We start from the raw sequence: 18,170 nt of genomic DNA on the forward strand, positions 1-18,170 counted from the left end.
CGCGTCCGCCGCGCCCTGCGCCCCGGGCGACCACGGACGGGGCGGGCCGGCGGGGCGGGGGCGAGCCGCGCCTCCAGGCCTGCGGGCAGGGAGGCGGCGTAGACGTGACCCATGCGCCGACCGAACCGTACCGAGCCCGCCCCCGGCCAGGAGTCCGTGTGGGACTACCCGCGGCCTCCCGCCGTGGAGTCGGTGCCCGAACGCGTGGTCGTGCGGCTCGGCGGCGAGGTGGTCGTGGACACGACGGACGCGGTGCGGGTGCTCGAGACCTCGCACCCGCCGGTGTACTACGTGCCGATGGCCGACCTCGAGCTCCGGCCGGCCGAGGGGTCGAGCATGTGCGAGTTCAAGGGGCGCGCGCGGTACTTCGACGTGGTGGGTGGGGACGTGGTCGCTCCGCGGGCGGCGTGGAACTACCCGACGCCCGAGCCGGGCTACGAGCAGCTGCGCGACCGGGTGGCGATCTACCCCTCGGCGATGGACTCGTGCGAGGTCGGCGGGGAGGTGGTCCAGGCGCAGGAGGGGGACTTCTACGGCGGGTGGATCACCTCGCGGGTGGTCGGACCGTTCAAGGGGGCGCCGGGCACGCTCGGGTGGTGAGGGGCCGCGTCAGCGGTGCGCGTACGGCGTCCAGAACGGGGAGGGGAAGGCGCCCCCGGTCACGATGACGAGCAGCTGCCACACGAGCATCACGAGCCCGAGCACGCCGAGGACGATCCCGATCCACGACCAGACACGCACGCCTCGTTGGCTCCGTCGTGCGATCGACAGTGCGCGCCAGCCGCTGGCGATGCACACGATGCCGAACACCGCACCGAGCACGACGTGCCGCCCCATCGAGGCCGCGGGGACGATGAACCCCATGTAGAGCGCCATCGGACCGAGCAGCGCGGCCACGACGGCGGGTGCTGCGGGTGGCTCGTGGTCGCGGGCGGCTGTTCCCATGCGTCCGAACCTAGCGGGGCGGTGGCCGTCCGGCACGCCGTGCGGCGCGTGCGGTGGACGTCCGGCACGGGCACGATGGAGGCATGCGATCCTTCCTCCGCGTCCTGCTCGGCCTCGCGCTCGTCTTCGCCGGCACGAGCCACCTCACCTTCGCCCGGCAGGACTTCCGCGCCCAGGTGCCCGACTTCGTCCCGCTCGACGAGGACACCACGGTCCTGGCCTCCGGCATCGCGGAGATCGGCCTCGGCAGCGCCCTGGTGCTCGCACCCCGTCGCTCGCGTCGCTTCGTCGGCACGATCGCCGCGCTCTTCTTCACCGCGATCTTCCCCGGGAACATCTCCCAGTGGCTGAACCGCCGCGACGCCTTCGGGCTCGACACGGACGTCAAGCGCATCGGCCGCCTGTTCGGTCAGCCGGTCCTCATCGCCTGGGCCCTCTGGTCCACGCGCGGGCGGCGAGGGTGATGGAAGCCCCCGTGGTCGCGGATCCGCTCGGATCCGGTCCGGCGGCCTTCGGACGGGAGGCGCGACACCCCCTGGCAGGCGGCCGTCGCGTCGCGGACGTGGTCGCCACGGTCGTGCTGCTGGTGCTGTTGGCAGCGGAGTCGGTGGTCGCCGGTGGCGGGATCGTGTTCCTGTCGCTGGCGTTCAGCTCGTGCGGCGCTCCCGGCAACTCCTGCGACGAGACGCTCGGCGGTGCGGTCGTCTACGTCGGGCCGGTGCTCGTCGCCCTCGTGCTCGTCGCGGCGCTCGTGGTGTGCGTGCTGCGACTCGTGCGGCGGCGGCTCTCGTGGCCGTTCGCCCTCGTCGGCATCGCGGCCGTCGTGGCGGTGTTCTTCGGCGCGATCCTGCTCGTCGACAGCGCGATCACCCACGGCATCTGAGGGTCGTTCCTCCACAGGGCGGCCCCGTGCGGCGGTCGTCCACAGATGGGCGTCTGGTCGCCGTACGGTGCGGTGGTGTCGGCGACGCTGAGGGCATGCCAGACACCGACATGCTCGACCGCCTCATCCGCACCCCTGCCCGCACCGACGACGACGTGGTGGACCTCGTGACCGCCCTCGTCGAACGCCCGATCACCCGGCAGTGCTGGGTGCTCTTCCTCGACGAACGGGCCGTGCCGGTGTCGTTCGTCATGCCGATCTCCGACCTGCCGTGGCAACCCGACGAACACGTCGAGGACTTCGCCGCGCTGGTCGGCGACGTCCTCGTGCAGGTCGGCGCCGCCGAGGTCGTGCTGGTCTGGGAGCGCCCGGGGGAGTCCCGGCTGTTCCCGGTCGACTGGGAGTGGGTCGACGCGTGCGCCTGCGCGTTCGAGGAGCACCACGTCCGGCTCCGTGCGCAGGTCGCGGTGCACACCGGCGGCGTCGCGATCGTGTCGCTCGACGACGTCGAGCCGGTCGAGCCGGTGGACGACGGTCCGCTCCCGCTCGCCTCGTGACGTGCTGGTCAGCCCTGGGGTGCGGTGTCGGGGACGGTCTCCCCGGTGAGGCCCTCGACGACGGACTTCGCCTCGGGCCAGAACTTCGCGTAGTGGTCGGGGTCCGAGTTGATCTGGACGGCGTGCGCCATCTGGGTCGGGGTCATGGTCTTCCACCCCGGGATCTTCACGAGCTTCGTGTAGAACATCGACGCCGCGGTGTACGGGTCCATCCGCTGCTCGTACGTGCCCCAGGCGCCGTTGTCCCGCTGCTGGAAGAGCCCGCGGCTGTCGGGTCCGGCGGCGTCCCCGTGGTCGAGGTTCACCAGGCTCGACTCCCCGATGGCGGTCATCACGCCGACCGCCTGGGTGTGCGGTCCGATGCCCATGGCCTGTGCGGCGCTGATGACGTACGCGGCGTTGACCAGGCGGTCCTGGCAGAACCCGCCGACGGGGCCCGCGGGGACGACGATGCCGCCGATCGTCCTCGTCGCGACGTCCGGGCAGGTCGGGGTCGGGCCCGCGACGACACCCTTGGCGGCACCCGTCAGCGAGTTCACCGCGATGACGATGACCACCACCACGCCGATGCCGATCGCGACGACGCCCGCGCCGAACACCGACGCGAGGGTGATGCCGACGCGGCGCATGGCGGGTCCTCTCGAGCGGGGCGGGTCAGGCGGAGCACGAAGAGGCTACGTGCGCCGCCTGGGAACCGCACCCGCCCGATCGGGGGTGTCCGAGGACCGGCTCGGTCGTCCGTGGGTCAGACGTCGCGGTGGTCGTGGTCGTGCGTCTGCGCCGGCTCGTTCGGACGCTGCACCTTCGTCGGCTCGGTGACGAGGCCGGTGGGCGCCTTCTCGGTCTGCTTCCGCCCGTGGGTGAACCACGTCACGATCCACAGCAGGATCCCGAGCGCGAGCAGCGCCCCCGCGATCTGGTACTGCTGCGGGTCGCGGCCGGACGAGAAGGGCAGCACGAGCCACAGGCAGGTGACGACACCGATGATCGGCACGATGACACCCGCCCGGAAGTGCTTGTGGTCGACCTTGTCGCGGCGCAGCACCAGCACCGACGCGTTCACGACGGCGAACACCGACAGCAGCAGGAGCGAGGTGGTGCCGCCGAGCACGACGACGATGGGGGAGTCGGGGTCGAGCGAGACCCACCCGATCAGCAGCAGCGAGATGAGCGTGGTGAAGACGATCGCGGTGGACGGGGTGCGGCGGGCCGGGGAGACCTTCCCGAGGAAGCCGGGCAGGACGCCCTGCTTGCTCATGCCGTACAGCAGTCGCGATGCCATCATCATGTTGATCAGCGCGGTGTTGGCCACGGCGAACATCGAGATGAACGGCAGCAGGTCGGCGATCGGGAAGTCCGGCGCGGCCGTCTGCACGACGGTGACGAGCGGCGTCTCGTTGCCGGCGAGCTCACCGATCGGCACGACCGCCACGGCGCAGATGGACACGAGCACGTAGATCACGGCGGTGATGCCGAGCCCGGTGAGCATGACCTTCGGGAAGATGCGGGAGGGGTCCTTCGTCTCCTCGGCCATGTTCACCGAGTCCTCGAACCCGACCATGGCGAAGAAGGCCAGCGACGTGGCGGTCGACACCGAGAGCAGGAGCGACTTGTCCTCCGGCGTGTCGAACATGACCACGCGCGAGAAGTCCGCGTTGCCGCCGGCGATCGCCCAGAAGCCGATGAGGATCACCATCACGAGACCGGACAGCTCGACCAGGGTGAGGACGACGTTCGTCTTCACGCTCTCGCTGACGCCCCGGAAGTTGATCGCCATCACCGCGAGCATGAAGCCCATCGCGATGAGCATCACGACCGCGTTCGGCAGCTCCAACCCGAAGCCGGCGCCGAGGTTCGCCGCGAACGCCCGCGAGGCCGTCGACGCCGAGGTGATCCCCGAGCACATCACGATGAACGTCACGATGAAGGTGACGAAGTGGATGCCGAACGCCTTGTGGACGTACAACGCCGCACCGGCCGTCTGCGGGTACTTCGTGACGAGCTCGAGGTACGAGAACGCTGTCAGCAGCGCCACGGCGAACGCGATGAGGAAGGGGAGCCACGCTGCTCCGCCGACCTCTGCCGCGACCTGACCCGTGAGCGCGTAGACGCCCGTGCCGAGGATGTCCCCGACGATGAAGAGCAGGAGGAGTTTGGGACCGATGACCCGCCGGAGCTCTGGCTGCTCCTGTTGCGGGCGCTCTGTGTTGGTGGTGGCCATGCGTCAGCCTGTTCCGCTTCGGGTCATCCTGTCCAGTCTCACAGGCAAATCGCCGCAGATCGCAACATGCTCGTGCTCCGTCGGACACGTGCCACCGCCCCTGGGCGCTCTCGGGTGGCGACGGCTACGCTCCCAGCCATGCACGACGAGACGAACACGACCGAGGAACCCGTGGAGTTCGCCGACTTCAACGCGAAGCTCCTCGTGCTCGACGTGCTCTGCTACGACCTCGACGTCCTCCAGCCCTACGCCGGGGACGACGACGAGAGCGACGAGGACCTCGACGTCGAAGGGCAGGACGACCGGGCGCGCGAGTACTACGACGACCTCGACCTCCTGCCGTCGCAGCTGTCGCTCGTGACGGAGCTGACGGTCGACTCCGACCTCGAGGTCCTGCAGGACGTGCACCCGGGGTGGGACGGCTCCGACGACCGGTACGACCCGCAGAACTGGGACGACGTCCTCGACCTGCCGGCCCTCGGCACCGTGTACGCCGCGGCACCGCTGCCAGCGCACGTGGTCGAGCGGCTCGCCGCGAAGGGCGTCGAGGTCCGCTCCGCCTGAGCCCCGCCCCGCCCCGCTGCGCTGCCGGTTCCGTTCGTCGTCGCACAACGCAAGTGCGTCCGAACCACGCCGATCCCCGGTTCCGATGCACTTGCGTTGTGCGACCGCGCCGAGCGGCCGCGCCGCGCAGCGCCCGCGCAGCGCCCGCGCCGCACCCGCACCCGCACCCGCACCCGCGCCCCCGCGAGCCGAGACTCGGCTGCGCGGACACTTTCGTGCGGGATCGGCCGCGAAACTGTCCGCCCAGCCGAGTCTCGCCGCGCGCGCCGCGCCCGCCCGCGCGCTCAGCGGCGGAGCGCCAGCACCTGCTCCGTGAACTGCGCGGCCCCGCCCTGCGCCGGGTGCCGCACCGCCACGGCGTCGATCCCCGCCAGCGCCAACGCGCCCTGCGCCTTCCGCCCCACGGCGACGACCCGCACGTCGTCGCCGGCCGGACCCGCCCGCATCGCATCGAGCAGCGCGAGCGCGACGGGCGCGCCCTCCCGGACCTCGGCTGGCCGCGGCGTCCGGTTCGTCAGCCGGTCCGGGGCCGCGAACGGGTGGTGCGGGAAGATCGCCCAGGCCATCGGGAGCGCACCGTGCCACGACGCCAGGGCAGCCTGCACGACGCGGGAGGAGGCCTCCCACGGCGCGGTCGGTTCGGGTGGGACGAGGTAGTCCGGCCCGAGCTCCCGCATGCTCGTGAACGGCACGCCGGTGTTCGTCATGCCGCGCCAGCCCGGGGCCTCGGCGACGAGGAGCGTGTCCGCCCGGGCCCCGACGGTCGTGAGGTACCGCTCGAGGTTCGCCCGACGCAGCCGCCCGGCAGCGGTCGACACGTCGTACAGCGCCTCGGCGTCGTCCGCGACCGGCACGGCGTCGAGCGTTGCCCAGAACGCGTCGAACCGCCCGCCCCCGGTCACGCGCGTCCCAGCACCCGGCGGTACACGTCCTCGAGCCCGGCGGCCGAGCGCTCCCAGCTGAGGCGCTCCGCGTGCTCCCGGCCGGCCGCGGCCAGCGACGCCGCGTACGACGCGTCCGTCAGGATCCGCTCCGTCTCCGCCGCCCAGACGGCCGGGTCGCGGGACTCGAGCACGACCCCGGTCTCGCCGTCGACCACGGCCTCACGCAGTCCTCCGGCAGCGGCGGCCACGACGGGCACTCCGGACGCGGAGCCCTCGAGCGCGACGAGGCCGTACGTCTCCGAGTGCGACGGGACCAGCACGGCTGCCGCGCCGCGGAACAGGAACGCCAGGTCGGCCCGCGACTGCGGACCGACGAACGTCACGCGGTCGGCGATCCCGAGGCGGGCCGCCAGCCGACGCAGTTCGTCCACGTAGTCACCCGCCTCGCTCGAGGCGTCCCCGGCGATGACGAGGGTGGGTCGCGCCTCCTGGCTGATGCCGGCGATCGCCTCGATCGCGAGGTCCAGCCCCTTCAACGGCTGCACCCGCGCCGCGGCGACCACGTACGGGACGTCCGCGCGGCGGGCGCCGGCGGCGGACGGACGGAACACCGACCCGTCGACGCCCGGCGGGACGATCCAGATGCGCCCGGTCTCGCCGCCGAGCCGCGTGCGGACGGTGTCCGCCTCGGCCGAGGACACGACGACGACCGCGTCGGACTCGTGCGCGAGCATGCGCTCGCCGGCCATCCGCCCGTCGGACTCCGGACGCTCGCCCTCGGACAGCGGCGTGTCGCTGTCGGCGGCGATCGAGTGGAAGGACTGCACGTGGGGGATGCCCCGCTCACGGGCCACGGGCAGTGCGGCCGCGCCGGAGAACCAGTGGTGCGAGTGGAGCACGTCGAACGGGCCGAGGTGCTCGAGCTCGTGGCGGAACGGCTCGATGAACGCGTCGTGCTCGCCCTTCGGCACCGGCTCGGCCGGCCCTGCCGACAGGAACCGCAGGCAGACGCCCGGGACGAGCGACACCGAGTCCGGCTGCGTCGGCGACGAGCGGCGCGTGATGATGTCGACGTGGTGGCCGCGGTCCGCGAGGGCCTCGGCCTGGTGACGGACGACGACGTTCATGCCGCCGACCTCGCCGGAGCCGGGTTCGTCGCCGGGGGAGGTGTGCAGCGACACCAACCCGATGCGCAGGGGTTCGGTGGTGGTGCTCACCGCGCAAGCCTATCCGCGCGTCGGCCGCTGCGACGGGCGCGCGGGCGCCACCACGACGGGCCGGCGGCCAGCCTCGTCCACGGCGTCGGACGGGAGGCACGGATCGCCTCCCAGGATCTGCACGCGGTCGTCGCCGTGCCGCTCCCAGAACGCGGCCGTCCAGGCGCAGAGGGCCCCGTCGAGCAGGTCCTCCCGGTGCTTGTGCGTCGGCCCGTGGATCCCGGAGGGCTCGGCGAGCGCCCGGGTGAGCGGATGCGTGTCGAGCCGGAGCGGTGGGTCCAGCGGCGTCTCGCGCAACCGACGCACGAGCTCGTCGAACGCCTCCGCCCGTCGTGCCCGGGCCGTCGCCGGCGGGACGTGCAGGTCGAGACGCTTGTACCGCGGCCGCTCGACGTCGTAGCCGAGCTCCTCGACCCCGACGAGGGTCGTGTACGGGTAGCACTCGAACACCGCCGGACCGGTGCGCTCCCGCATCGCCGCGGTCGACGACACGTACCCGACGCCCAGGGCCGTCAGCCGCTCGAGCAGTCGGGCCCCGGCGCTCGCCGCCGACGCGAGGTTCGTCGGGTTCGCCGCGACCTTCCACCGGCCGTAGCGCTGGCCCACCTGCCGTTCGGCTTCGCGGATGCCGGTCGGGTTCGTCACGACGAGTGAGGCATCCACGGCGATGAGGGAGCGCTCGCCGAGGTGTCCGGCGATCCAGTCGGTGACGGTGTCCACGCCCCGGGCCCAGCCGGCGTCGGTGATCGCTCCGTCGGGGTCCATCGCGACGAGTCCGGTCTCGTTCGGTGCGCGGGTCGCGGTGCCGAGTCCCCATGCCAGGTCCACCCCGAGGTACGCGTTCACCCGTCCATCGTGCACCCGGCGGCATGGTGTCCCCGCAGCGCGGCGATCCCGTTCTGGGGGTACGGGTGGCGTGTCCCCTTCCCGCAAAACCGGACGTCGGATCGATCGGAGAGGGACTCGAGATGCGTTGGGGAACGATGACGACCAAGGCGAAGGCCACCCTGGTGGTGGCGATCGCTGCAGTCGTGTGGGTGGGCGGGGTGGGTTCCGCCGGAGCGCTGGTGAGCGCGGCGGTGTCGAACGCGCCCGCTGCCGGTCCGTCTGCGACGGCCGAGGCGCAGCGCTTCGTGCAGACGCCCGCGCCGAGCCGCACGACCGAGCCGACCCGGACGCCGACCGCCACCCCGACGCCGGAGACCGTCGTCACCGAGGTCTCCGAACGGACGGACGTCCCGTTCGCGCGGACGACAGTCGAGGACGCGACGCTGCCGAAGGGCGAGTCGCACGTCACGACCGCAGGGGTCATGGGCGCGAAGACCACCGTCTACCGGGTTACGACGGTCGACGGTGTCGAAACGAAGCGGGAGCAGGTTCGCGAAGCACTGAACCGGGCTCCCGTCACCGAGGTCACGACAGTCGGCACGTACGTCGCGCCCGCCCCTGTGACCGCTCCGGTGCCTGCCCAGCAGGCTCCGGCCGCACCAGCACCGTCGACCCAACAGCAGGGCCTGATCACGCCGGGCGCATTGTGCGCCGACGCGCAGAACGGCGCTGTGGCCCAGGCGGCGAACGGGCGGTCGTACCAGTGCGGCGGCAAGGGGCCGGACGCGAACGGCCGCCTGCACTGGAACACGATGTAGCCGGACCTGGCGCGCCCTACCAGCGGCCCGTGTACGGTCCGCTGCATGGCGAGCGAAGCGACGACGCTGACGGTCCCGGGGCCGGACGGCGACCGGGAGGTCCGGATCAGCAGCCCCTCGCGCGTGCTCTGGCCCGAGCCCGGCATCACGAAGCTCGACCTGGCGGAGTACCTCGTCGCCGTCGGTGACGCGTTCGTCCGGGCGAACGGCGACCGCCCGATCTCGCTGCAGCGGTTCCCGGGTGGCGTCGACGGCGAGCAGTTCTTCTCGAAGAACCCGCCGAAGGGCGCGCCCGAGTACGTCCGCGCGGTCACCGTCACGTACCCGAGCGGCCGGCAGCACCCGCAGCTCGTGGTGAACGAGCCGGCCGTCGCGGTGTGGGCGGCGCAGATGAACACCGTCGTGTTCCACCCGTGGGCCTCGCGCGCCGGGGACCCCGACCACCCGGATCAGCTCCGCATCGACCTCGACCCGCAGCCCGGCACCGACTTCCACGACACCGTCCCCGTGGCGCACGAGCTCCGGAAGGTGCTCGACGAGGTCGGGCTGACGGCGTGGATCAAGACGAGCGGGAACCGTGGGCTGCACGTCTTCGCGCCGATCCTGCCCGAGTACGAGTTCCTCGACGTCCGGCACGCGGTGATCGCCGCCGCGCGCGAACTCGAGCGACGGATGCCGGACCGGGTGACGACCGCGTGGTGGAAGGAGGAGCGCGGGGAGCGTGTCTTCGTCGACTTCAACCAGGCGAACCGCGACCGGACGATGGCGGGTGCCTACAGTCCCCGTGCCCTCGCGCACGCGGCCGTGTCGACACCGATCGCGTGGGACGAACTCGACGACGCCGATCCCACCGCGTTCACGATCCGGTCGGTGCCCGAGCGGCTGCGGACCACGGGCGACCCGTGGCAGGCGATGCACGACGAGCCCGCGAGCATCACGCCGCTGCTGGCGTGGTGGGAGCGCGACCTGGAGAACGGCGAGGGCGAGCTGCCCTTCCCACCGGACTTCCCGAAGATGCCGGGGGAGCCGCCGCGCGTGCAACCGTCACGCGCGAAGAAGCCCTGAACGGGTCAGACGGCGGCGCAGTCCTCGGCGCGGCCCTCGGGCTCGGCCACGCGCGTGGTGTGTGTCGGGAGCGAGACGCTCGCCGTGTGCAGACGCGTCAACCGGGACCACGTCCCGCGGTGGGCGTCGCTGATGCCGTCGATGATCATGTCCCGCTCCCGTCTGCTCGATGCGGATGCATCCGCATGGAAGAAGTTACCTAGTTAGCCTAACTACATCAATCGTCGAGCGTCAATCGGACAGCAGCACGGCGTCGAGGTCGTACGCCGCCGGGACCTCGAGCTGGTCGAAGCCGCACGAGGCGGCCTCGCGGTCGGGACGCCACCGCTCGAACTGGACCGTGTGCCGGAACCGGTCGCCCTCCATCTGGTCGTACCGCACCTCCAGGACCAGCGACGGCGCCAGCCGGACGAACGACGTGTCGCGACCCGACGAGAACCGCGAGCGTTCCCCGTCACCGGTGACGGGCCTCCCGTCCGCATCCCGGAGGACCACCCGGTCGAGTTCGTCCACCAACTCGACCCGTCGCTTGTCCGAGAAGGCGGACACGCCGCCCACCTGCCGGAGCTCGCCGTCGTCGCCGTACAACCCGACGAGCAGCGAGCCGACGCCGGTCCCGCTCTTGTGCACGCGGTACCCGATCGCGACGACGTCGGCCGTGCGGTGGTGCTTGACCTTGAGCATGGTGCGCTTGTTCGGCTCGTACGGCTTCGCCCGGGGCTTCGCGACGACACCGTCGAGCCCGGCGCCCTCGAACGTGGTCAGCCACTCGCGGGCGAGGTCGACGTCGAGCGTGGTGCGCGTGACGAACAGCGGGTCGGACATGTCCTGCGACAGCGCGTCCAGGCGCGACCGACGCTCGTCGAACGGCAGGTCCAGGAGTTCCGTGCCGTCCACCGCGAGCAGGTCGAACGCCACGAACTGCGCGGGGGTCTCGGCGCTGAGCTTCGCGATCCGCGAGGCCGCGGGGTGGATCCGCTGCGACAGCGCCTCCCAGTCGAGCCGTTCCGCGCCGGCGTCCCCGGAGCGCAGGATCACCTCGCCGTCGAGGACCACGGGGTGCTCGCGGCCACCGAACTGTGCGCGGAAGGCCTCGACGAGCTCGGGGAAGTACCGGGTGAGGGGCTTCGCACCGCGGCTGCCGATCTCCACGTCGTCGCCGTCGATGGTCACGATGCCGCGGAACCCGTCCCACTTCGGCTCGTACCGGAGTCCGCCGCGCACGCTGTCGGGTTCGGGGACGGTGGGGACGGCCTTGGCGAGCATCGGTGCGATCTCCATGCGTCCTGTCTACTCGGGCGGCCGCGTCCGTCCGGCAGGTGTCGCTCCGTCGTCGGGTGGCCGTGGCCCTGGAGGCGCGGCTCGGCCCGGTCGCGACCCGCACCTCAGTAGGGTGGTCGCGTGACGACCGTGCCCCCGCCGGCAGCGCCGGCACCGGAACCGATCAGCCCCGTGCAGGCCGCCGCGCTCCGCGATGGCGTCCTGCCGCCCGTGGAGGAGGTCCGGCCGGGCATCTGGACCCTCGCCGTGCCGTTCCGCTTCGGGGTGCCCGACGCGACGCTCGTGTACGTCGTCGAGGGCTCCGACGGCTCGCTCGCGCTGATCGACCCCGGGTGGACCGCCGACGACGGTCTCGACGTGCTGCGCGACAGCCTCACGGCGATCGGCCGGTCGCTCGACGACGTCGGGCTGGTCGTCGTGACGCACCTGCACGCGGACCACCTCGGTGCCGCGGCGGCGATCCGACGGGCCACCGGCGCCCGGGTCGCCATGCACCGGCTCGAGGTCGAGGCGCTGCACCGGGAGCGGGCGGACGCCGCGGCGAACGACGCCGACATCGCGGCGTGGGGGCTGCCGGAGCACCTGCGCGCCGGCGTGGTCGAGGCTTGGGGGAGCGGGCGACGGATCGGGCTCGGTCGGACGGCGGAGCCCTTCGCGGACCTCCTGCTCGAGGACGGCGACGTGCTCCCGGTCGCCGGTCGGACGATCCGCACGCTGTGGACCCCCGGGCACACCGCCGGGCACTGCTGCTTCGTCGACGCGGAGGGCGGCCTGCTGTTCACCGGCGACCACGTCCTGCCCCGCATCAACTCCGGGATCGGGCTCGGGGGCCGAACAGCCACGAACCCGCTCGGCGACTACCTGGCCTCGCTCGGACGGCTCGACGGGTACGCCGACCTCGAGGTCTGCCCCGGCCACGAGTACCGCTTCCGCGACGTCGTCGGCCGTGCCCGCACCCTGGCGCGGCACCGCGAGGAACGGTCGCGGCACGTCGCCGAGGCGCTCGACGCCCTGTCCTCGCCGACGCTCTACGAGGTGGCGTCCCGGGTGCCCTTCAGCGGGGGTATCGAGTCGATGACGGGGTTCCTGCTCGCCAGCGCGCTGACGCAGACGGCGTTCCACGCGGCGCTGCTCGGTCGCGCGGACGAGGTCCGCCCCGCCTGACCCCGCCGGCGTCGCCGGCCGCGGCGCCGTGGTTCGCGCCGCCGTCGCACAACGCAAGTGCATCCGCGCCGTGGATCGCCGCGGCGCGGATGGACTTCGGTTGTGCGGACCGACGCGGACCGCCGCGGGCCGCCGCGGACCGCGTCAGCCGAGCGTCGCGGCGAGGCGCTCCAGCGTCGTCTTCGCGTCGGCGAACTCGGCGGCGGCGTGGTCGGCGAGCGGCGCGAGGTCGGGCAGCCGGTCCGCCAGGGTCGCACTCACGGTGATCGGGTACGGCTTCATGCCGAGCGCGGTCCCGAGGATGAGCTGCAGGACCGGTGAGCCGTGGTCCCAGCCCTCCGTCGGGGTCCCGGCGTCGTACGTGGCACCCCGGCTGACGACGGTGACGACCGGACGCCCGGCGAGCGGCTGCACGGCACCGGCGAGGACACCCGGCACGTGGATGCGGTCGATCCACGCCTTGAGCGTCGACGGCACCGTGTAGTTGTACAGCGGCGCACCGACCACGACGACGTCGGCGCCGAGGAGTTCGTCGATCACCTCCTGCCGGAGCGCGTCGGCCTCGGGGGCCACGACCTCGTCGTCCGTGCGGTCCGCGGCGGCCCAGTGCAGCGCCGAGGTCTCGAGGTGGGGGAGCTGGTCGACGTGCAGGTCGCGGCGGACGACCGTGTACTCCGGGCCACGTGCACGCCAGGCGTCCGCGAAGGCCGCGGTGAGGGCGCGGGAGCGGGAGTGCGCGAGGTCGGCCGAGGAGTCGATGTGCAGGAGCGTGGGCATGGCCCCCACGCTACCGACCGACACCCGCCGGATGACGGGAACGGCCCCGCCGCGCCGGTGAGGGGCGAGGCGGGGCCGAGGTGGGCCTCCCGTCAGTCACGCGGGCACGCGACTGGCGGGAGGCGTCTGGGCGTCAGCGCTGGGCGTGACGGCGGCGCAGCGTGCGCACACCGATCAGACCGGCGCCGGCGAGGACGAGCGCGAGGGCCCAGGGGAGGGCACCCGTCGCGTCGGAACCGGTGTAGGCGAGCTGGCCCTTCGCGGTGGTGGGCGTGACGACGGCCACCGTCGGGGTGGTCGGACGCACGTCGACCGCGAACGAGAGCGGCTGCAGCGCGCCGCTCGCGACCGTGAGGGTGTGGATCGACGCGTGCGGGAACGTGACGCCGAAGACGCCCTGCCCCTCGGCGCCGTTCTCCTCGTACGGCGCGACCACGTCGGTGGCGACGTCCGAGGTCACCGTCGGGACGAACGTCGGGTTGCCCTCGTCGTCGAAGTCCGACGCGTCGTTGCCGAAGCGGTCGACGGGCGAGCCGGACACGATCAGTGTGCCGCCCTGCGCCACGGTGGGACGGCCGGTCGGGGTGAGGGTGAGCTCCTCGGGGAAGCCGTCCTCGTCGGTCGACAGGTCGACGGTGTAGATCGAGCCGTCCGGCTGGATGAGCCAGATGCGCTTGTCCCGCGCGGTGATCGACTTCTCGTCGGTCGTGAACGCGGTGATGCCGAACGCGGCGGCGTGGTCGACGGTCAGCTCGACGTACTGCGTGGTCGAGACGTCGCCGCTCGTGGCCGTGACGGCGAAGTCGTAGAACGACGCGAGGGTGGCGGTGCCGCTCAGCTCGCCCGTGGTCGGGTCGAACGTGATGCCCTCGGGGAGCTGGTCGTCGACGGTGAAGTCGTCGTCCTCCTCGAAACCGTACCCGATCGCGATGGAGTCGGCCTGCGACTTCGACTCGACGATCGAGTCGGCGGAGTCCTCCTCGTCGCCGTAGTACCAGTCCAGCTTGTACGTCGGCGCCGGGTACCCCTGGGCGCGGAACGTGTACGAGAACGGGTCACCGGCGGTGGCCTCGAGGGGCAGCACGTCGACGTCCGCCTCGGTGCCCTCGGTGATGGGCTTGCCGTCCGCGTCGACGAACACCGGGTCCTGCGTGATGACCGCAGAGGGGTCCGAGGTCACGGTCTCCTTGCCGCCGCCCGGCAGGTCGCCGGTCACGGTCACGACGAGCTGCTTGCCCGCCTCGGTCTGGTCGACCGTGAAGGTCTTGGTCTTGGCGATCGTCGTCGGCGTCGGGCCGGCGTCGGCTTCGGTCCAGACGTACTTGAACGAGCCGTCCTCGTCGAACCCGGTCGTGTCCGCCGTGAGCTGCGAGCCCACCTTGGTGTCGCCGGAGACGGTGACGGCGGGGTCGGCGGCCAGCGGCGTGACCGGTGCGTCCGACGACGCGGCCGACGGTGTCTGGTTCCGTGCGGGAGCGGACGGTGCCGTGGTGCTCGTCGGCGTGCTCGTCGGCGCGTCCGTCGCGGTGTCGGTCGGCGCGTCCGTCGGCGTGGTGTCCGTCGGCGCGTCGGTCGGCGTCGGGTCGGCCGGCGCGGTCTGCGTCGGGACCGACGTGTCGGCGCCCTCGGCGTGTGCTGCCGTCGCGGTCGCGATGCCGAGACCGGTCGTCAGCGCGATGAGCGCGGCGGTGGTCCCGAGCGCGCAGGCGCGTCGGACGGTGGAAGTGCTGCGGCGCACGTGTTCCCCCAGGTGTTCAGGTCCGGTCGGGTGCCGGATCGTAAGAATCTGCCGAGAATCCTCGGCCTGATCGGATCGTAGGGTTACGCGCGCGTGATCGGGAGCACCGAGCACGAAATGTGACCTGGGTTGGGGGTGCGTGCGGGAAACCGCGGGTGGCGTGCTGCTCAGCGCGCCACCCGCGGCTCCCCGTGGTCGACTCAGTGCGCGGCGTGCGCCACCGAGACCGTGAACGACGTGTGCGCGTGCTCCTGGGTCACGGTGAGGCGGTGCGACCACGCACCGCTGATCGTGATCGTGTCCTGGGCGCCGGTCCGGGTGACGTGGTCCGACGTGACGTTGCTCGTGACCGTGGACACGTCGCCGCCCTCGTCGGGAGCCTTGATGACGTTGCCCTCGGCGTCGACCGCGACCCCGGTGACGATGAGCTGCTCGAGCCGGACCGCCGGGACGGTCTTGACGACCGTCGCCTTGCTCGTGGGGGTCAGCCGTTGCCGGATGACACCGTTCGGCGCGATGTACCAGATCGGCGCGGTCGTGTTCGGCTGCGAGACGTACGTCCGCACGCCGACCGCTGCTCCCGGGAGCACGGTGAGCTGCACGTACGCGTGGGCCTCGACGCCGTTGCGGAGGGCGACGACCTGGAAGTCCCAGATACCGCTCTCGACCCCCGTGCCGGACAGGACGCCGGTGTTCGTGTTCACCGAGAAGTGGTCGGACGCGCGCGGCGAGTCCGGCGTCAGCCCGGCCGGCTCGTCCATCGCGTACGCGACCGACCCCGCCTTCGCGTTGGTGGTGAAGGTGTGCGCGAACGCCTTGCCGGCGGTCGCGGTCAGCGCGATCGGGTGGGCGGCGGACGAGCTCTGCGTGAAGGCGAGCGGCGCGGGCGTCGCGGCGGCGACGTGCTGCGTCGGAGACGGCGTCGACGCGGTCGCGGCGCTCACGCCGAAGACGGCGCCGCATCCGGCGGTGACGACGGCGACGGTCGCGGCGGCGGTGACGAACGCCGCGCGACGGCGCGACGGAGTGGTGGTGTTCATGAGATCCCCTGGTCGTTCTGTGCAGGGCGGCGATCCGCTCCTGTCAGCGACGACCGTACGTCCGCCGGCCGTCCTCCGGGTGGCTTCCGTATTGCGGTTCGATCACGGAAGCATTCCGGTTCACTCAGGTCCTGACCTGGGGTTTCTCACAGACGGGCCGGGGGTGACGGGAGGCGCGGTGCCATCTGGCACCGCGCCCCCGTCCATCAGGTGGTCGCGGCTCAGGCGCGACGGCGACGCAGCCGGTGCACCAGCAGACCGCCGCCGGCGGCGAGCAGTCCGAGCGCCCAGGCGAGGGGACCCGAGGTCTCCGCGCCGGTGTAGGCGAGACGGCCGGAGCCCGTGTTCGTGGTGGCTCCCGCCGTCGCCGCGGTCGGGGTGACGTCGAACCGGATGTCCTGCGTGCGGTCCTGGTACGCGACGGTCACGACGTGCGACGAGGCGTGCTCGAACGTGACCCAGGTCGCGGCGGTGCTCGGGTCGTAGGCGATCCGGTCACTCGCGACGTCGCTCGTGATGGTCAGGTCGTCGTGGTCGGCGACCGCGTTCCCGTAGGCGTCCACCGGCACCGCGAGCACGAGCATGCGCCGCCCCTGCCGTGCGGGGACGGCGTCGACGACCTCCGAACGGCCGTCCGGGGTGATGTGCGTGATCGTGTCGCCGTCGACCGACCAGGTCTCCGACTCCGGGTCCCGGTCGGACGGCAGGACCGCGACGACGAGCTTCGCGAAGGCCGCGGGCGAGACGGTGACCTCGACGTTCGCGACGGCCTCCTGCCCGCCGCTCGTCGCGACGACCTGGAAGCGGAACGACGTCGCCGCCGTGCCGGTCCCGGTCAGCACGCCCGTGGTCGGGTCGATGGCGAGGTCGAGCCCGTTCCGGGCGTACGTGTCGTCGAAGGGCTCGCCCTGGACCCCGCGGAGCTCGTAGCGGAGGTCCGACGGGTCGGTCGCTCCCGACACGTCGAACGTCCGCGTGAACTGCTCGCCCGCGGTCGGGGCGATGGCGATCGGGGCGTCGGCGGACGACGGGTCGACGAACGCGAACGGCTCGTCGGTGACCACGACCGTGAAGGACGTGGACACGCCGCCCTCGGAGACGGTCACCGTGCGGGTGCCCGCCTCGGTGAAGGTCACGAGGTTCGCACCCGCCGGGTCCCACACCGCACGGTCGGACGCCACGGTGCTCGTGACGGTCGACCGGGGGTAGTCGTCGTCCTGGTCGCTCCCGGTCACGCGGTTGCCGTAGGCGTCGACCGCGAGACCAGCCAGGGAGAGGGTCGTCCCGGTCGCGACGGGGACGTCGGAGACGACGCGGACTCGTCCCTTGCCGACTGCTTCCTCCCAGATCGTGCCGTCCGGCTCGACCTGCCACAGGCCGGAGGACTGCTGCGCGGAGACCGAGAAGGTGACGCCGACCGGGGCACCGGGCTTCACCGTGAGCTCGACGTACTCGACGGCGGTCTCGGAGCCGCTCGTGGCGATGACCTGGAACGTGTAGGTCCGCAGGGCGTACCGAGGCGACCCGGACAGCGTGCCGGTGGTCCCGTCGAACGAGAAGTCGCTGTTGAAGTCGCCCTGGCCGATCACCGGGCTGCCGTTCGCGCCGCGCACCTTGTACGTCACGGTGCCCGACCCGCCCGTCGCGGTGAACGTCCGGGACACGGTGTCGCCCACCGTCGCGGTGAGGACCAGCGGGGCGTCGGCGCTCGTGCCCTCGGGGAAGGCGAGGGCCGCGGCGGCGGACTGCTCCGGAGCCTCCTCGGCCGGCGCGCTCGCCGCGGGTGCGGTCGTGGGAGCGGACGGCTCCGGTGCTGCTGTCGGGTCCGTGGTCGGGTCCGTGGTCGGGTCGGACGTCGGGGCCGGCTCGGGCGACTCGGCGGGGTCGTCGGTGACCACGGGGGGAGTCGTCCCCGTCTCGTCGGCGGTGGCCGACGTCGGGTCGCTCGCCGCGCCTCCCGAGCCGTCGGACGTGCCGGTCGTGACGGTGGTGGCGGGCGTGAGCGGTGTCGGAGCCTCGTCGGCCATCGCGCTCGTCGCGCCGATGCCGAACGCCGAGGAGGCGGTGACGATGGCGACGGCTGCGCCGATGGCGGCGCCACGTCGGACACTGGCGGTGCAGGACTGCTTCATGGGATCCCCCTGGATGCTGTGCGGGGCACCGGGAGGTGCCCTCATCCTGGAGGTGT

General features: G+C 72.5%; 20 protein-coding genes. 8 read left to right on the top strand and 12 right to left on the bottom strand.

The window, feature by feature from the left end; all coding sequences use genetic code 11:
• Positions 1-111: 111 nt before the first annotated feature.
• Positions 112-600, top strand: a complete 489-nt coding sequence (locus QE359_RS11150; protein WP_309779214.1) for a DUF427 domain-containing protein — start codon at positions 112-114, stop codon at positions 598-600.
• A 9-nt stretch (positions 601-609) separates the two neighbouring features.
• On the opposite strand, the gene QE359_RS11155 is transcribed toward QE359_RS11150, so the two are convergent.
• A complete protein-coding gene (locus QE359_RS11155) occupies positions 610-945 on the bottom strand; it encodes a hypothetical protein (RefSeq protein ID WP_309779215.1) in 336 nt (111 codons plus the stop codon).
• An 83-nt stretch (positions 946-1,028) separates the two neighbouring features.
• On the opposite strand from QE359_RS11155, the gene QE359_RS11160 reads away from it, so the two are divergent.
• The 3 genes from QE359_RS11160 (at position 1,029) to QE359_RS11170 (ending at position 2,385) form a co-directional block, all read left to right on the top strand.
• Positions 1,029-1,409 carry a hypothetical protein gene (locus QE359_RS11160; protein WP_309779216.1) on the top strand — a complete coding sequence of 127 codons (381 nt, stop codon included), beginning with the start codon at positions 1,029-1,031 and terminating at the stop codon, positions 1,407-1,409.
• Positions 1,410-1,507: 98 nt separating this feature from the next.
• Positions 1,508-1,828, top strand: coding sequence for a hypothetical protein (locus QE359_RS11165; protein WP_139219841.1), 321 nt, complete (start codon positions 1,508-1,510; stop codon positions 1,826-1,828).
• Positions 1,829-1,923: 95 nt separating this feature from the next.
• On the top strand, positions 1,924-2,385 hold the full coding sequence (locus tag QE359_RS11170) for a hypothetical protein (RefSeq protein WP_071296662.1): 462 nt from the start codon (positions 1,924-1,926) through the stop codon (positions 2,383-2,385).
• A gap of 8 nt (positions 2,386-2,393) precedes the next feature.
• Here the strand turns inward: QE359_RS11170 and QE359_RS11175 are convergent, their stop codons facing one another.
• Complete coding sequence (locus QE359_RS11175) at positions 2,394-3,014, bottom strand: hypothetical protein (protein WP_309779217.1); 621 nt, start codon at positions 3,012-3,014, stop codon at positions 2,394-2,396.
• Between the two features lie 116 nt (positions 3,015-3,130).
• The gene (locus tag QE359_RS11180) at positions 3,131-4,606 is read right to left on the bottom strand and encodes an APC family permease (protein WP_071301823.1); all 1,476 of its coding nucleotides are present in this window, start codon (positions 4,604-4,606) and stop codon (positions 3,131-3,133) included.
• A 138-nt stretch (positions 4,607-4,744) separates the two neighbouring features.
• On the opposite strand from QE359_RS11180, the gene QE359_RS11185 reads away from it, so the two are divergent.
• Positions 4,745-5,170: a DUF6892 domain-containing protein gene (locus QE359_RS11185; RefSeq protein WP_071296665.1), complete on the top strand. Its 426-nt coding sequence runs from the start codon at positions 4,745-4,747 to the stop codon at positions 5,168-5,170.
• Positions 5,171-5,454: 284 nt separating this feature from the next.
• Here the strand turns inward: QE359_RS11185 and QE359_RS11190 are convergent, their stop codons facing one another.
• From QE359_RS11190 to QE359_RS11200, 3 genes are read right to left on the bottom strand one after another with little or no spacing between them, the layout of a single operon-like run.
• Positions 5,455-6,072: a uracil-DNA glycosylase gene (locus QE359_RS11190; RefSeq protein WP_309779218.1), complete on the bottom strand. Its 618-nt coding sequence runs from the start codon at positions 6,070-6,072 to the stop codon at positions 5,455-5,457.
• Positions 6,069-7,271 (bottom strand): glycosyltransferase, encoded by a 1,203-nt coding sequence (locus QE359_RS11195; RefSeq protein ID WP_309779219.1) that lies wholly within the window; start codon positions 7,269-7,271, stop codon positions 6,069-6,071. The genes QE359_RS11190 and QE359_RS11195 overlap by 4 nt, the downstream gene beginning before the upstream one ends.
• A 9-nt stretch (positions 7,272-7,280) precedes the next feature.
• Complete coding sequence (locus tag QE359_RS11200) at positions 7,281-8,117, bottom strand: DUF429 domain-containing protein (RefSeq protein WP_309779220.1); 837 nt, start codon at positions 8,115-8,117, stop codon at positions 7,281-7,283.
• Positions 8,118-8,239: 122 nt separating this feature from the next.
• Between QE359_RS11200 and QE359_RS11205 the strand changes: the two genes are divergently transcribed.
• Both QE359_RS11205 and ligD read left to right on the top strand, forming a co-directional pair.
• Positions 8,240-8,917, top strand: a complete 678-nt coding sequence (locus QE359_RS11205; RefSeq protein ID WP_309779221.1) for a G5 domain-containing protein — start codon at positions 8,240-8,242, stop codon at positions 8,915-8,917.
• Between the two features lie 45 nt (positions 8,918-8,962).
• Positions 8,963-9,982, top strand: a complete 1,020-nt coding sequence (gene ligD, locus QE359_RS11210) for a non-homologous end-joining DNA ligase (protein WP_309779222.1) — start codon at positions 8,963-8,965, stop codon at positions 9,980-9,982.
• 5 nt (positions 9,983-9,987) lie between these two features.
• Here the strand turns inward: ligD and QE359_RS11215 are convergent, their stop codons facing one another.
• Both QE359_RS11215 and QE359_RS11220 read right to left on the bottom strand, forming a co-directional pair.
• A complete protein-coding gene (locus tag QE359_RS11215; protein WP_175473622.1) occupies positions 9,988-10,131 on the bottom strand; it encodes a hypothetical protein in 144 nt (47 codons plus the stop codon).
• A gap of 82 nt (positions 10,132-10,213) precedes the next feature.
• Complete coding sequence (locus QE359_RS11220; protein WP_229086123.1) at positions 10,214-11,263, bottom strand: ATP-dependent DNA ligase; 1,050 nt, start codon at positions 11,261-11,263, stop codon at positions 10,214-10,216.
• Positions 11,264-11,383: 120 nt separating this feature from the next.
• On the opposite strand from QE359_RS11220, the gene QE359_RS11225 reads away from it, so the two are divergent.
• On the top strand, positions 11,384-12,427 hold the full coding sequence (locus tag QE359_RS11225; protein WP_309779223.1) for an MBL fold metallo-hydrolase: 1,044 nt from the start codon (positions 11,384-11,386) through the stop codon (positions 12,425-12,427).
• Between the two features lie 144 nt (positions 12,428-12,571).
• Here QE359_RS11225 and QE359_RS11230 read toward each other — a convergent pair whose 3' ends face one another.
• From QE359_RS11230 to QE359_RS11245, 4 genes are all read right to left on the bottom strand, one after another.
• A complete protein-coding gene (locus QE359_RS11230; RefSeq protein WP_309779224.1) occupies positions 12,572-13,204 on the bottom strand; it encodes an NAD(P)H-dependent oxidoreductase in 633 nt (210 codons plus the stop codon).
• 133 nt (positions 13,205-13,337) lie between these two features.
• Positions 13,338-14,942 carry a putative Ig domain-containing protein gene (locus QE359_RS11235; protein WP_309779225.1) on the bottom strand — a complete coding sequence of 535 codons (1,605 nt, stop codon included), beginning with the start codon at positions 14,940-14,942 and terminating at the stop codon, positions 13,338-13,340.
• A 200-nt stretch (positions 14,943-15,142) separates the two neighbouring features.
• Positions 15,143-15,982, bottom strand: coding sequence for a hypothetical protein (locus tag QE359_RS11240; RefSeq protein ID WP_309779226.1), 840 nt, complete (start codon positions 15,980-15,982; stop codon positions 15,143-15,145).
• Positions 15,983-16,203: 221 nt separating this feature from the next.
• The gene (locus QE359_RS11245) at positions 16,204-18,114 is read right to left on the bottom strand and encodes a hypothetical protein (protein ID WP_309779227.1); all 1,911 of its coding nucleotides are present in this window, start codon (positions 18,112-18,114) and stop codon (positions 16,204-16,206) included.
• Positions 18,115-18,170: the final 56 nt, after the last annotated feature.

The organism is Curtobacterium sp. SORGH_AS_0776, from assembly GCF_031453355.1.
Taxonomy (GTDB): Bacteria; Actinomycetota; Actinomycetes; order Actinomycetales; family Microbacteriaceae; genus Curtobacterium.